Consider the following 15131-nt stretch of genomic DNA (forward strand, 5'->3'; position numbering starts at 1 on the left):
AATTAATAAATCAGATTTTGAGGTGATTCTTTGGGAACTAAGCATGAACGCATCATCCAATACATTCAATCCTTACCCATAGGGAACAAAATTTCTGTTAGAGGCATTGCTAAACAATTACAAGTAAGTGAGGGGACTGCTTATCGTGCCATCAAAGATGCTGAAGAAAAGGGACTTGTTTCGACCATTGAACGAGTAGGAACCATACGTATTGAGCAAAAAAATCACCTGTCTGCCGGACATCTGACCTTTGGTGATATAATCCCATTAATTGATGGCGAGGTCTTAGGAGGACAAAAAGGACTGGATAAACCCCTGACTAAATTCATTATTGGGGCGATGACGCTTCAAGCTATGGAGCGGTATTTTGAAAGTCAGACTTTGATTATTGTCGGTAACCGGTCGGAAGTTCATCGCCACTCCTTAAAGAATGGTATCGCTGTATTAATAACAGGTGGGTTTAAAACAGATCATGATATTATTCGCTTGGCAAATCAAGAAGAACTACCCATTATATCTACCAGTTACGATACTTTTACTGTTGCCTCATTAATTAATCAATCAATTAATGAACAAATGATAAAACAAGAAATTGTAACAGTAGAAGAAGTTTATACTCCTATTGAAAGAACGGTGTCGTTAGATCCTTCGGATTCTATTGAGAATTTCAAAAAGAAATCAAGTGAGACCGGCTTATCTAGATTTCCAGTGGTAACAAATAAACGCTTAGTAGGAGTGGTAACGGCCAATGATTTAATGGGGCGTGGTAACAGTGTTTCTATTGAGCGAGCTATGAGTAAGAATGTTATTACTGTTAAACCTCATATGAGTTTAGCCTCCGTTTCTTATAAGATGATTTGGGAAGATATCGAAATGATTCCAGTTGTGGCTGATAATTTACAACTTTTAGGTGTGGTTTCCAGGCAAGATGTTATGAAAGCTCTACAAAATATTCAACAGCAGCCTCAAACAGCCAATACTTTCGAACATGATCTATTAAAGCACTTGGTTGAAGTAAACCGAAATGATTTTAAAAATCGCTATGATTATCAATTTGAGGTCCAACCCCAGATGGTTAATACATTAGGCACCTTATCCTATGGGGGGCTGTGTGAGCTGATTGCTCAAGTAGCAATCACTAAGGTTAAAGATTTAACAGGACATAATAATATTCTTGAATCGCTGAATCTTAATTATTTTACTTTTATTCAATTAGGGAACTTGATTGAATTTCAAGTTGAAATTTCTAACTACAATCGACGTTCAGCAATTTCTCAAGTGAAAGTTTTTGTTGAAAATATACTTGTCGCTCAAGCAACAGTTGGTTCGCAAATGGTAAATAAAAGACAGAAGGAGTCTAACTAATGACAGTTAAGCAAAGCTTAATCGAAAAGTTTATAAGTTTGGTTGATCAATATGATCGCATTATTATTCATCGACATATCAATCCCGATCCTGATGCTATTGGTTCACAATTAGGTCTAAAAGCAATTATTGAAAATAATTTTCCGGATAAGACGGTTCTAACTGCTGGAAAATTAGGTAAGGGAATCGAATGGTTGGGGCGCATGGATACTGTCGAAAGACGAGATTATGAAGATGCTTTGGTCATTGTATTGGATACCCCAATTTTTGAAAGAATCGATGGTAACGACCGCATTCAAAATAATGCTTTAATTAAAATTGATCATCACTTGGTAGTTGAGCATTTTGCCGATTTGGAAATTGTAGAAATTGCAAGTTCTTCAACTGCAGAACTTATTACAAAAATGGTAATTAATTCTCAAGGTCAATTGATCCTTTCACCACAGGCAGCTACCTATCTATATGCGGGCATCGTCGGTGATACAGGACGCTTTCTTCATTCAAATACCAGTCAGGCGACCTTTGAGGCAGTTGCTTATTTAATGTCTCATCAAGCGGATAATACTCAGATTAATCGGAAGATGAATGAGTTATCTCTTAATGAATTAAAATTTCAATCATTTGCCATTGATCAAATTGAATTATTTGAAAATGGAGTAGCGGCAATGACTTTGAAACAAGTGGACTTAATTCAAAGAGGTATAACAGTTGATGGGACAAATGCAGTAACCAATCTTCCAGGCCGTTTAAAAGAGGTTTTAACTTGGGTTATTTTTATTGAAAAAGAAGATTCACACGGTGAGTATCGTGCACGTATTCGTTCTAAAGGTCCAAACATTCATCAAGTTGCAATCCAATTTAATGGTGGTGGTCACGAAATGGCATCTGGAGCAAATATCTATGATGATGAAGAGAAAAAAGATCTAGTCGATCAAATGATTAAAGTAAATGCTCAGTTTTTAAAGGATCAAAGTAAATAATAAAAAACCTTTCCTTTTACCATTTAAATTAAAGGAAAGGTTTTTATTATTTTTCTATTCATTAAGCCATGAACGATTATCTTTTTCAATCAGATAGTCACCAGCTTCAGGTCCGTTTGATTGCGCAGAGTAGAAAGCTAAATCTGGATCCGTCTCTTCTTGCCAAAAGGCATGAATGGAATCGATAAATTGCCAAGCATATTTAACTTCCAAGTAGTGAGCGAAATTACTCAAATCGCCGTTCATGCAATCAAAAAGTAATTTTTCATAGTCACCAGGAATTACTTTGGCAAGTTCTCGTGGAAGATGGTAACAAAGATTGAGTTCTTTAATTTCATTACGATGGGTAGAGTCAGACTGAGATAAGCACAAACGAATACCAGGCTTAGGAGCTAATTCAATTTGTAAATAGTTGGCAGGGATATTTTCGGCTTGCTTCTTATAAATAATTTTAATGTCAGTCTGTTTATTATTAAGATGCTTACCTGAACGCAAGTAGATGGGGGTTTTTCCCCACTTATCTTGATCGATGGTTATTTTTAGAGCCATATAGGTTTCTGTTGTTGAGTCGCTTGCAACATCTTTTTCTTGACGGTAAGCTATTTGGCTTTGGTCTTCGCTTTGTAAATATTGCCCACGCACAACATTATTTTTTAAATCTTTTAAGTCAGAATAATGTTTTAATTGCTTCAGTCTCTCAATTTTTTTCTGTCTTAGAGCATCATTACTCATATTTTCAGGAAGGTCCATGGTAATTAAAGTAAATAATTGTAAGGCATGATTTTGAATCATATCGCGACTGACACCACTGGTCTCATAGTAGGCCCCGCGATCTTCGACACCAATCTCTTCATCCAAAGTGATTTGAATGTGGTCAATGTTAGTTGGGTCCCATAAAAAATGACTGAGAAAGTTGTTCATACGGATAGGTAAAATTTGATTGACAATACTCTTGCCTAAATAATGATCAATACGATAAATTTGATTTTCATCAAAAGATTGAGTCAGCTGTGATTGCAATTCTTCAGCTGTTTTTTCATCATATCCAAAGGGTTTTTCAATAATTAAACGATTGTATCCTTGATCAGTAAGTAAACCTTGATCTTTTAATTGACTGGTAATGATAGGGAATAATTTAGGCGATAAAGAAATATAAAATATTTGATTTCCTTCAGTTTGATACTTTTCCGAAAGTGAAAGAGAAAGTTCTTTAAGTTGGTTAAAATGTTGACTCTCCTTCACATCATTCGACTGATAATAAAAATGAGAAAGAAAATCTTGAATATCTTTATTATCTTGTTTAGCTTCAGTAAGGCTTTCTTTTACCACTTGACGAAAGTAATTATTATCCCATTCACGTCTAGCTGTCCCTATGATAGCAAAATGGTCAGCTAAAAAGCCTTTATTAAATAATTGATAAAGGGCTGGGTATAATTTACGATGGGCTAAGTCACCACTAGCCCCAAAAATAGTCATAATTAAACGATAATCTTTCATCTTTATGCCTCCATTTTCAGATAGTTTTCATTATATCAAATTAGACCTTGGTTTCAAGCTATGGAATCAGCCATATTTTATCAGATAGCTTTATGGTATACTTTTTTACGAATGAAGTCATTATATCAAAAGAGTATATAAAGGAGTAATTTATGAATTTTAAGGAATTAACGATTAAACCATTTATAAAGCAAGCACTGGATAGGATATCTTTTAAAAAGATGACCCAAGTGCAAGAAGAGGTGATACCTCTTGCTTTAAAAGGAGAGAGCCTTATTGTTAAGTCTCAAACTGGATCAGGAAAGACTCACGCCTTTCTTATCCCATTATTAGATCAACTAGATCCTGATGAGCAAAAAGTTCAAGCTGTTATTACGGCACCTAGTCGTGAACTAGCTAATCAAATCTATGAATTTGCCTTGGAGCTTGTGGGTGAACAAAATGAAAGTATTAGAATCTCACGCTTTGTAGGTGGAACAGATAAGGAAAGACAAATAGATAAATTAGCAAACCAGCAACCGCATTTAGTGATTGGAACGCCAGGGAGAATTTTTGACTTGATGCAAGCCAATGCTTTATGGGTTCAAACAGCTAAGACGATGGTCGTGGATGAAGCGGATATGACGTTTGATCTGGGCTTTTTAGCGATTGTAGATGACATTGCTTCTAGAATGGCAGAAAACTTACAAATGATGGTGTTTTCTGCTACGATACCTCAACAGGTAGCAGTGTTTTTAAATAAATACATGACCGGACCTAAAGAAATTACGATTGAACCTAAACAAGTGTTAACTGACCAAGTTGAAAACTACCTGATAGATATAAAAGGGATAAACCGAGAGGAAATGGTTTATAATCTATTAACTATGGGTCAACCTTACTTAGCGATCGTATTTTGTAATACTAGAAGTTATGCTGATGAGTTAAGCGAATTTTTAAAAAGTAAAAGCTTAAAGATCGCCACAATTCATGGTGGTATTCCGCCAAGAGAAAGAAATCGTTTAATGAAACAAATACGAAATTTAGAGTTTCAATATGTAGTAGCCTCTGATCTGGCGGCCAGAGGAATTGATATTCCAGGTATTTCTCATGTTATAAACACGGAATTGCCGAAGGACTTAGAATTTTTTGTCCATCGGGTAGGTCGAACCGCACGAAACGACTTAACCGGTATGGCATTCACCTTTATGGGGCCTGATGATGAAGATGCCATTGAGAGCTTAGAAGCTAAGGGGATTGAATTTACTGAAGTCAAGTACAGCAAGGGTGAATTAAAAAAAGTAGATAATCGTAATCGACGATCAGATCGCAAGAATACTCAAGAACAAGTACAAGATCCTAAAGTAAAACAATTGATTAACCGCGCTAAAAAGGCTAAAGTCAAGCCTGGCTATAAACATAAATTGAAGCAAGAAATAAAAGAGCATAAACGCTCAGTTGGTCGACGTAAAAATAAAATGCGAGCTAGACAAGAACGTAAAAAATAAGACGAAGACAAAAAGGACTCCTAAACTAGGAGTCCTTTTTGTCTTCGTCAGATTTAATATCTTCCTTTTTAATAATATTGATATCCATATGAGATAACAATTGATGCATGAAAAGCGTATGTTGTTTAAAGGAATGATAGATAATAAAGAGGGTTAACCCCACCAATAGATAGAAGGGCACATAAAAGTTAGACCATACTAATTTAATCAATTCTATCATTAAAATTGGAACAACCGAACACACCATCACCAGCTTCATTCGCACTATAAAAGGTAATGGAAAGTTTAAGCGGATGTTCAAGATACCTGTTAATAGTGAGGTAATGACTATGAAGTAGAAGTGAGCAAAAACAGCCGCTATCCAGGTCATAATTATAAGAGAGACGATCTGAATAAAATTGAATTGACTAGCATAAGTCAAAACAGTTACTAAACTTTCTTTGCTAGTTACCATATCATGATTGAAAGCAAAAACTTGACCATTTTCTGGGGTATAGACCACTATTTGATTTTTAACAAGTAATAAATTAAAAATACTCGTCAATTCAGGATTTCTTTTATTTTCTGATTTTAAAATCAGGCCTTCATCTTTAGAGAGATTAGTCAATTGATCGTCGATAATTAACTGAAATTGACGCGATTCAAAATATAGAGCTTTCTGATCTTCTTTAAGCTTGAGTTCACCATTTTCAATTTGAAAATCAGGAAGATAATTAATACTTTCATTAATATCTGTTTGAATAGACCGCAGCGTCGGAAAAAGGGCTAGACCAAAATTAACAGCTATTAAAATCGTTACAATTAAGGGAAGGACTATTATTTGCTTCCATTTAACATTAATACTTTCAATATAAAAACGTGGATTATTTAGGCCGTTTTTAAGGATAAAAAATAATTTTTTCAAATAAAACATCCTTTATTCTAAATTTCAATAGAGCTATCTTATCCAACAATTTAAAAAGTTGCAAGTTGGATGACTGAATTAATTATAACATGAATTGTCTATTTTTTATGTCGAAACTTAGCTTGATCCACTATTAATAGACTAATAGATATGAAACTTACTAAGCCACCATAATAGATAGAGTTGGGGAAGTAAGTCATCTTAATAGAATGTTTACCTTTAGTCAACGGAATAGCCATTAAGGTGTCATTTAATACAGCTTGGGTTTCCACTGATTGATTATCCACTTTGACATGCCAATTGGGATCATAAGGTAACGTCATCAGTAAGTAACCTTTTTCTTGTTGAATATCAATTTGACCTTCCAAAGCGTTTTCTTGAAAAGAGGTAATTTGGAGTGAATTGTCTTTTCTTTTTGTGATGAGTTGTTGATAACTTTTAAGGTCGAATTCATATAAGCGTATAAGGTTGGCTTTAAAAGTGTTTTTCTTTAGTTTAACTCTTAATAAATGCTCTTTACCTGAATTTTCAAATGCTGCATCCATAATTTGCCGACTATTTGTAGGGGAATAAAATTCATAAGGCTTACTATTTAATATAAGTGAAACTTTACGATTAGAAAATTGACTAGGAAAAGTAAAATAAAAAGGATTATTCGATTCCGTATCAAATGATAGGGCAAAAGAAGCATTTCTATTTGTCTTTTCTTTTTTATAGGTATAGTAGTTTCCATCCCCTTTATCCGTTACATTCAAATTAAGATAATCAATCTTTTTAAATGCCTGTTGTTTGAAGAATTCTTGTTTATTTCCATCGAAGTTTAATAACTTTAATAAAGTTTCTTGATTTTCAATCGGTTTAAATTTTTTGAAACTCGCTTCTAAAACAGCGGGAGATACTTCCATTCCCAAACCTAAGACATTTGTATTTTCATAATAGACATAGCGTTTTTCTTTTTTAGTTTTTTGATGCGCTCGAATATCAAAGTCGCTGGCATCTCTATATAAGGGAAAATTTTCTACCGTAGTGAATAAATTAGTGTTTGAAGTGATATCAATAAGGTAGCGGATATTTAGAAAATCATCCATAAAAAGAGTGCCAGTAGTATAATGAATGGAATTGCTAGTATGTGGAATTCCTAAATAACCGTAAAGTTGGCTAGTTGTAGCTTCTAAGGTTGAACCAAAGTGATTGACACTAGGATAATTAGCAAAAAGGGATTCATTTTTTGTTCGATTGAAAGTTTTATGAATGCGATAAAATTCATCTTCTTGTGGCTGAATAGGGGCAATCATTTGGTCCAATAAAGTGATATAGTCTTTAAATTGTGAGGGTTTAACGTAATGATCAATTGCTGATAAAATTAAGTAGCCATTTAAAGTCATCTCTCCACAGGTCAAGATAAGTATTAGATAAAGCAATATTTTATGTGGTTTACGGTTTAGATAGAAAATAAAACTAATTAAGAGCATGAAAATGAGGGTATAAAAGATTTTTTCATTACTTAAAAAACTGTAATCACTATTTAGAAAATAATATAAACAAAAGACTGACAAAGAAAAAATGATGGTTAGTATCTGATAAAGTTTGATGTTATGAACGAATTTATATGAACGAATCGCTAAAACTAAAAGAAAGAAAGAAACTAAAAATGAAAAACGTGAAGGATACCAAATAGGAAACTGGCCAAGATGCCAACCCTTGTCTAAATTAGCAAAAGTAAAAGAGGCAAAGAAAAATATCAACATGATCAGACTAATAAGTTTTTCTCTTAACATTATCCTATGTGAAAGGAAATAGTATAACAAAAGAACCATAACAGTCATACCGACATAAAAATTAGCTGAACCATCAGCTAATTGTTTAAAATCAAAAGCACCAATAAAATTTTTGGATAGAAGCTCAATCAATGAGTGTTCACTTGAAAAGTCAAAGATGAAATTTAGAGGTCCTTTACTGTGGGCATTTTTACTTCTAAGAGTAGAAATAAAAGTAGGAACCAGAAAAACTCCTGCCAAGCTTACTGAAAGTAATGAATATTTAACAAAAGAAAGGTATTTCGAAAAGACTTCTTTGTATGTGAGATGTTTTTCATCTTCATAAATGACAAATAGGCTGAAAAAAATTAAAAAGATGCAGATCATATAAGCGATGTAATAATGACTAACTATTGCAACGGCTAAACTAAAAACATATAGACGTGGTTTATTCTTTTTAAGTAGATAATGAAGACCCAAAGCAATTAACGGTAACCAAAACAATCCGTCTAACCACATGATGTTTAGTAGATAAGCCATATTATAAGCCATGAAGGTGTATGCTTGACTAAAAGCCATATTCATTGCTGGATGAATAGAGTATTTTTTATCGATAAAATAATAAAAACTTGTCGAAATCGCTAGTAGTTTAAAAAGAGTCAGAAAAGTAATTGCTAGATCTAAATTTTCAGTTTTAAAAAACAATAAAATCAGATTAAAGGGACTCATTAAATAATAAGCCCATAAACCAATCATTTCGCCACCGATTCCTTTTTCAAAGGAATAGAGAAAGAGTCTAGGGTCTTCTGTGATTGCGCGTTGATACAAACTAAAAAAATCAATGTATTGCTGGCCTAAGTCGACGGTTAGCATGGTTCGACCTTGTTCACCAAATGGAATAAATTTCATCAAGTAGGCCAATATTGTTGCTATTAGGAAGGTGACGAATAAATTCATCAAAAGAAAATACTTTCTACTGTTAATTTTCACGAAAAAACTCCTTTTTCTTGAAATAATGCTTATCTATCTTAGCAAAAAACTACGATAAAATCACAAAAAATTCTTAGCAAACTTATGACTTAATGGATTCAGTTTCAACTTGAGGCATAGTTTGCTATAATAACTTAGACTTTAGAAATTCATTACAGAAAGTATGATGAAGATGCCTAGAAAATTAAATAAAAACAAAAAAAAGAAACGTTCACATATCCCAAGAAGACTAAATTTTCTATTTTTTATGGCTTTTTTAGCCTTTACTGCACTTTTCATTCGCTTAGGCTATTTACAACTATATAAGGGTGAAAGTCTCACCAAAATGGTTCAACGGACAGAATCAACTATTTCAACCGGCGCTGTGCCTCGCGGTATGATCTATGATAGCCAAGGTGATGTAATCGTCGGCAATCAACCGGAGAGAGCCATTCTTTTTACGCGAAATCGTGCTTCAAGAGTAGATAGTGAGGATCTTATTAAGGTAGCTACCCAACTAGCCTCATTAATTGAATTACCTACTCAAGGCGTTACCGAAAGAGATAAGAAAGATTATTTCATCGTAACTAACATTGACGAAGTTCGGAATCGTTTAACTGAAGAGGAATTACTCTTATCGGGCAGTCAAGCTTATGAAGCTCAATTATCAAAGGTTGAGGAAAAAGATTTAGATTTTTCGGAAGCTGAATTAAAGATTATTGCTATCTATAAAAGAATGGCAGCTGCCTATGAATTATCAACCGTTACGATAAAGAATAAAAATGTCACTCAAGAAGAAATAGCTAGGGTGAGTGAGAATCTGAGAAATTTACCTGGCATTCAAATTGGAACCGATTGGCAAAGAGTTTATCCTAAAAATGATATGCTTCGTTCTATCTTGGGACAAGTTTCTACCGAAGAACGAGGTATTCCAAGAGAAGACGCTAAAGAATTACTACTTAAAGGCTATGCAATGAATGACCGAATTGGAATTTCGTACTTAGAAAAGCAATATGAATCTATTCTGAAAGGTTCTAAGTCTGTTTTTAATATCGTTACAGACTCTAAAGATGATATTCTAACAAATGATCAGGTTTACGAAGGTTCTAAAGGTAGCAATTTGGTATTAACCATTAATACTGATTTTCAAGCTAAATTAGATGAAATCGTTGAAAGTAGTTTGATTAATATGGGAGCTGAGCAAGGATTAAATGACCGTGTTTATGTTGTAGCCTTAAATCCTAAAAATGGCGAAGTCCTCGGTATTTCTGGTAAAAGATACGCTTATGATAAAAAGAATGACACCTATAATCGCGATCAAATAGTTGATGATGCTTTAGGAGCTATTAATACTTCCTACGGTATGGGTTCAAGTGTTAAGCCTGCTATGATTTCAATGGGATATAAAGAAGGCGTTATTTCTTTAACAGATAATGTGATTATTGATGAACCGTTAAAATTCCAAGCTTCTCAAGAAAAAACATCACTGTTCAACCGAACTGGTCAGATTCCTATTGATGATATGGTTGCTTTACAACGCTCTTCGAATATTTATATGATTAAGTTAGCCATGCGTATTGGTGGACAATATAATTATGAAGAAGAAGGCCGATTAAATATTAATCCCCGTACTATCGATATTCTTAGAAGAAATTTTGCTGAATTTGGATTGGGAACAAAAACAGGAATCGATCTACCTAATGAATCTACCGGATACACACCAGCTAGTAATATGCTCGTTTCTGCCTTAGACTTATCTTACGGTCAATTCGACCTCTACACGCCATTACAAATGGCTCAATATGTTTCCACTATAGCTAATAATGGTAAGCGTTATTCACCAAGATTAGTTAAAGAAGTACGCGGAACGGATAAAAACGGTCGATTAGGTGGTATTGTTACTACTATTCCACCTCAACTAATGAACGTGATTGAAAATGATCCTGCTGAAATGCAAAGAATTCATGAAGGAATGCGAATGGTTTCCCACACACAACAAGGGACAGCCTCATTTTATTTTATGGACTATCCTTTCCAAGTAGGTTCAAAAACAGGAACGACCGAAGCCTTCTATGCAGGACCAATTCAATATGCTAAAAATGAACCGGTCATAAACGGTACTTATATTGGATATGCGCCGTTTGATGATCCAGAAATAGCTATTAGTGTGATAGTGCCTTATCTTAACCAGTCTTCATATGGTAGCGAGGTGGCTCGAATTGCTCGAGATGTTTATAATGCTTATTTTGAATTGAAATCAGAAACTAGAAATACTATTATTGATTATAAGAATAAAAAGAATATAACTACTCCATAAATAATTTTAAAATTTCAGAAAAATTTATTTGAATCTTCACAGACGTTTGTTAAACTGAGAAAAAAATAGATGAGGTGAGATAATGGATATTTGGATTTTAGTATTGGCTCTATTAGTTTTATCAATTATTTTGTTATTAATGTCTTTATTCACTAAAGACTCAAATAGTAATGCAAGCTTAAATAAGAAAGTTGAAGAACAAGCAGAAAAAATCACAGAGTTACAGCATATGATTAATCAATTAAAAGTTGATAATATTCCTGCTGAAAGTGTTAAAGAAGATTTTATGCAGCCCGTAACAGCTCAAGAAGTTTATTTTGCACCTAAAGAAAACTCTGATGTAATTAAAGAAACCTTAGAGCAAGAGGACCTTCAAGCTACAGAAGAAGTGGTCCAACCACGTGTCAATTACGATGTCAATGATCGAAATCGTGAAGACATCATTCGTTACTATTCACAAGGTTATACTTTAAAAGAAATTGAAGATGAAGTGGATGAAGAACTTGTAACCATTCAATACGTGATCGATGAATATATAGAAAACCGCTAGTTAGGAGGTTTAAAATGAAAAAAGAAAATTTGAGGTCATTGGGAGTGGGGCTTCTAATTGCTAGTTTAATAACGGCTGCTTATGCAACTTTTGTACAAGGGCATGTTCCGATAGAGGGTGTTACTTTGCCTAGTATACTTAATGGACAAGAAACTAGTCAGTTAAAAGAGATGGTTGAGGAAAGTGAGTCTAGTTTAGATAAGCTAACAAGCGACAATGAAGAATTAAATAGACAATTAGAAAAATTGACTGCCGATAATGAGTCCTTAACAGAAAGGGTAGCCAATCAAAGAGAATCGATTGAATATTTAGAATCTCTGAGAGATGAAGATACTGAAGATCAAGATGAGTCTGTTGATTTAAATAGCGAAGCAGAAAGAGAAGATAATAACCAATCTTCAGCCGAAGGTGCTTTTGTAGTTAGTGAAGGAGAAAACGCTAGTCAAATTGCTCAACGATTAGAAACTGAAGGTTATATTTCCTCAGCTCAAGAGTTTCAAAATCTTATTGAGCAGTGGCAATTATCTTCTTTAATTCAAACAGGCGAATATCAATTGAACTCTGATATGACCATTCATGAGATTGCAAGTCAATTAACTAACGGAGCTTATTATTATCAATAAAAAAACCATGGCTAAATTTTAAAAACAATGGTATAATCTTATAGTGCTGTTCTTGGAAGAGTAAATAATTTTTAGTTTGGAGGGAAAACCATGCGCGTAAACATCAATTTAGAATGTACTGAATGCGGTGAACGTAATTACTTAACTAATAAAAACAAACGTAACAATCCTGATCGTCTGGAAGTTAAAAAGTACTGCCCAAGAGATCGTAAGGTAACATTACACCGTGAAGTTAAAAAATAATTTTATGAAAGTCTGGGCCATTATGACCTAGACTTTTTATTTTTAACCGAAAAGGGTTCAATAGGAAATATTTGCTACTTAGTGTATAATGGTCTTCAAATTATTAAAGGAGTTTCTGGCATGAAAAAGAGACGTATTTTAGATTTACCTTTTGTTACTTACACGTTAGTAACGCTTAACTTAATTGTCTTTATCTATATGTTAATAAGATTTCAAACAACGACATCCTTAGAAGCCCTAATAAAAACCGGAGCCAAGTCGAATGAATTAATTCTTTACGGCGGAGAGTGGTGGCGGTTAATCACACCAACTTTTATTCATATTGGTTTCGAACACTTGCTTTTTAATAACCTTTCTCTTTATTTTATTGGGCAAGACCTAGAAAAAATTCTTGGACACGGGCGATTTCTAATTATTTATCTGCTTGCTAGTTTTGGGGGCAATGTATTTTCTTTTGCTTTTAATGACAATGTGTCAGCAGGTGCTTCGACAGGTATTTTTGGCTTGTTTCTAGCCTATATTGTATTAGCAAAAATGTATCCTAATATGACCGTTTTAAGACAAAGAGCCATTAATTTTTCTTTGTTAATTATCCTTAATGTCATTACTGGCTTTTCTTCCCAGGGGATTGATCAGTGGGGGCATTTTGGTGGCGCTGTATATGGTGGTATGACAACTCTTGTATTAGGGTTAGATAAACGATTGCAAAGCAGTGTGAATAAAAGTACTAGATTATGGATCTTTTTAGGAATATTTATCTTAACAACTCTCTTAATTGTAGGAAAAATTTATAAGCATCGCTAGGAGGCTGCCCATGAAAAAGATTATCGGCATCGATTTAGGTGGGACAAGTGTTAAAATGGCAATTATTTCACATCAAGGTCATATCATTGAAAAATGGTCAATGCCAACCATGACTCAAAATGAAGGGCACAAAATTGTTCCTTCTATCATCGAGTCTATTCAACAAAAAATAAAAGAAAGACACGAAGTAGTAGATGATTATATAGGAATTGGAATGGGAAGTCCGGGCACCATTTTAGAAGATGGCTCGGTTAAAGGAGCCTATAATTTAAATTGGGTAAATCCACATCCAGTTAAAGCTCTCTTTGAAAAAGAAATCAAACTTCCCTTTATCATTATTAACGATGCCAATTCGGCTGCTCTTGGTGAACTATGGCAAGGAGCAGGCAAGGGGTGTAGTGATTTGGTTATGTTAACTTTAGGAACGGGAGTCGGAGGAGGAATTATCTGTCAAAATCGTCTAATTGAAGGAGCCTCAGGTTCAGCGGGAGAAATCGGCCATATTACAGTGGACTTTACAGACAAGTTTCCTTGTTCGTGTGGTAAGTATGGCTGCTTAGAAGCAATAGCTTCAGCTAAAGGTCTTAATAATTTGGGTCGAATTATTGCCAAAGATTATCAAGGACAATCTTCTTTATATCAAGAGTTTCAAGCTAGTCAATCGGTTGAAGCAGAAGATTTGATTACAGCCGCAAAAGCTAATGATGATTTTGCTTTGAAGATTTTTGGAAGTTTTTCAAAATACCTCGGCTTAGCTTGTTCATATTTAGCAAATATTCTCAATCCGCAAAGGATTGTTATCGGAGGGGGTATCTCCAAGGCGGGAGAATACCTTAAAGAAGCAATTGATAAAAATTTTCAAGAATATGTTTTTCAACCTATCAAAGATCAAACCCAAATAAGCTTAGCTGAATTAGGCAATGATGCTGGAATCTTAGGTGCAGCGTATTTAATTTTAGTAAAAGAAAGTGGGAAATTATGATGAGTATATTCGAATTGTTTTTATGGATAGTCGTAACTATTCTATTAGTTTATGGTATTTTTTGGCTAAGTCTCTGGGTAATGCGTAAACGTTCAGCCAAGTTGGTCGCTAGTGGAGATTTAAACGAGGTTATTCGCAAAGTTCAAGTGATTGATGTTCGTGAAACAGGAGAATTTGATGCACGTCATATTTTAGGAGCTAGAAATATTCCAATGTCTCAATTTAAAATGCGTCATAATGAAATTCGTAAAGACATTCCTGTTTATTTGGTCGATGATAATTATTTTTTAAGTTCACGAGCAGCTAATATATTAAGAAAAAATGGCTATGACCAAGTCTTTATTCTAAAGGGTGGAATGGAAAAATGGTTTGGAAAAACCAAATCGAATCAATAAAAAAATGAAGTGGTAACGTCCACTTCATTTGTATTATCCTTAATAATTTAAAAAAGCAATTATAAGACTAAAAATGATACCAGCTAACATGGTAATCACCATTATGATCGAAAAGATTTTTATGCGTCGATCGTATTTACCTTTCTTTTTTTTATTAGGTTTCATTGGCTGGAACCTCCTATCCATTGATAAAAATAGTGTAACTCAAATGCTTTTAAAATGCAATTTGTCTTTGTTAAGTTAGCTTTAATTCATTTC

13 protein-coding genes are annotated in these 15131 nt (G+C 33.9%); 10 read left to right on the forward strand and 3 right to left on the reverse strand.

Annotated elements, in window-relative coordinates; translation table 11 throughout:
- Positions 1-30: 30 nt before the first annotated feature.
- Positions 31-1365 (forward strand): DRTGG domain-containing protein, encoded by a 1335-nt coding sequence (locus NW240_RS01790; protein WP_258435731.1) that lies wholly within the window; start codon positions 31-33, stop codon positions 1363-1365.
- Positions 1365-2345 (forward strand): bifunctional oligoribonuclease/PAP phosphatase NrnA, encoded by a 981-nt coding sequence (locus NW240_RS01795; protein ID WP_258435732.1) that lies wholly within the window; start codon positions 1365-1367, stop codon positions 2343-2345. The genes NW240_RS01790 and NW240_RS01795 overlap by 1 nt, the downstream gene beginning before the upstream one ends.
- Positions 2346-2399: 54 nt before the next feature.
- On the opposite strand, the gene zwf is transcribed toward NW240_RS01795, so the two are convergent.
- Positions 2400-3842, reverse strand: coding sequence for a glucose-6-phosphate dehydrogenase (gene zwf, locus NW240_RS01800; protein WP_258435733.1), 1443 nt, complete (start codon positions 3840-3842; stop codon positions 2400-2402).
- A 152-nt stretch (positions 3843-3994) separates the two neighbouring features.
- On the opposite strand from zwf, the gene NW240_RS01805 reads away from it, so the two are divergent.
- Positions 3995-5329, forward strand: coding sequence for a DEAD/DEAH box helicase (locus NW240_RS01805; RefSeq protein ID WP_258435734.1), 1335 nt, complete (start codon positions 3995-3997; stop codon positions 5327-5329).
- A gap of 25 nt (positions 5330-5354) precedes the next feature.
- Here NW240_RS01805 and NW240_RS01810 read toward each other — a convergent pair whose 3' ends face one another.
- Both NW240_RS01810 and NW240_RS01815 read right to left on the reverse strand, forming a co-directional pair.
- Positions 5355-6233, reverse strand: a complete 879-nt coding sequence (locus NW240_RS01810; protein WP_258435735.1) for a DUF1189 domain-containing protein — start codon at positions 6231-6233, stop codon at positions 5355-5357.
- A gap of 98 nt (positions 6234-6331) precedes the next feature.
- Entirely contained in the window at positions 6332-8980 is a 2649-nt protein-coding gene (locus tag NW240_RS01815) for a YfhO family protein (RefSeq protein ID WP_258435736.1), read from the reverse strand.
- A 247-nt stretch (positions 8981-9227) separates the two neighbouring features.
- Between NW240_RS01815 and NW240_RS01820 the strand changes: the two genes are divergently transcribed.
- The 7 genes from NW240_RS01820 to NW240_RS01850 all read left to right on the forward strand — a co-directional run bounded on the left by NW240_RS01820 (position 9228) and on the right by NW240_RS01850 (position 14873).
- Positions 9228-11276: a penicillin-binding protein 2 gene (locus NW240_RS01820; RefSeq protein ID WP_258435737.1), complete on the forward strand. Its 2049-nt coding sequence runs from the start codon at positions 9228-9230 to the stop codon at positions 11274-11276.
- 82 nt (positions 11277-11358) lie between these two features.
- A complete protein-coding gene (locus tag NW240_RS01825) occupies positions 11359-11826 on the forward strand; it encodes a hypothetical protein (protein WP_258435738.1) in 468 nt (155 codons plus the stop codon).
- Positions 11827-11840: 14 nt separating this feature from the next.
- Positions 11841-12449 carry an endolytic transglycosylase MltG gene (locus NW240_RS01830; RefSeq protein WP_258435739.1) on the forward strand — a complete coding sequence of 203 codons (609 nt, stop codon included), beginning with the start codon at positions 11841-11843 and terminating at the stop codon, positions 12447-12449.
- Between the two features lie 90 nt (positions 12450-12539).
- The gene (gene rpmG / locus NW240_RS01835) at positions 12540-12692 is read left to right on the forward strand and encodes a 50S ribosomal protein L33 (protein WP_090290502.1); all 153 of its coding nucleotides are present in this window, start codon (positions 12540-12542) and stop codon (positions 12690-12692) included.
- Positions 12693-12812: 120 nt separating this feature from the next.
- A complete protein-coding gene (locus NW240_RS01840; protein ID WP_258435740.1) occupies positions 12813-13496 on the forward strand; it encodes a rhomboid family intramembrane serine protease in 684 nt (227 codons plus the stop codon).
- Between the two features lie 10 nt (positions 13497-13506).
- Positions 13507-14478, forward strand: a complete 972-nt coding sequence (locus tag NW240_RS01845; RefSeq protein ID WP_258435741.1) for an ROK family glucokinase — start codon at positions 13507-13509, stop codon at positions 14476-14478.
- On the forward strand, positions 14475-14873 hold the full coding sequence (locus NW240_RS01850) for a rhodanese-like domain-containing protein (protein WP_258435742.1): 399 nt from the start codon (positions 14475-14477) through the stop codon (positions 14871-14873). The genes NW240_RS01845 and NW240_RS01850 overlap by 4 nt, the downstream gene beginning before the upstream one ends.
- Positions 14874-15131: the final 258 nt, after the last annotated feature.

This window comes from Facklamia sp. 7083-14-GEN3, from assembly GCF_024742075.1.
GTDB lineage: Bacteria > Bacillota > Bacilli > Lactobacillales > Aerococcaceae > Facklamia.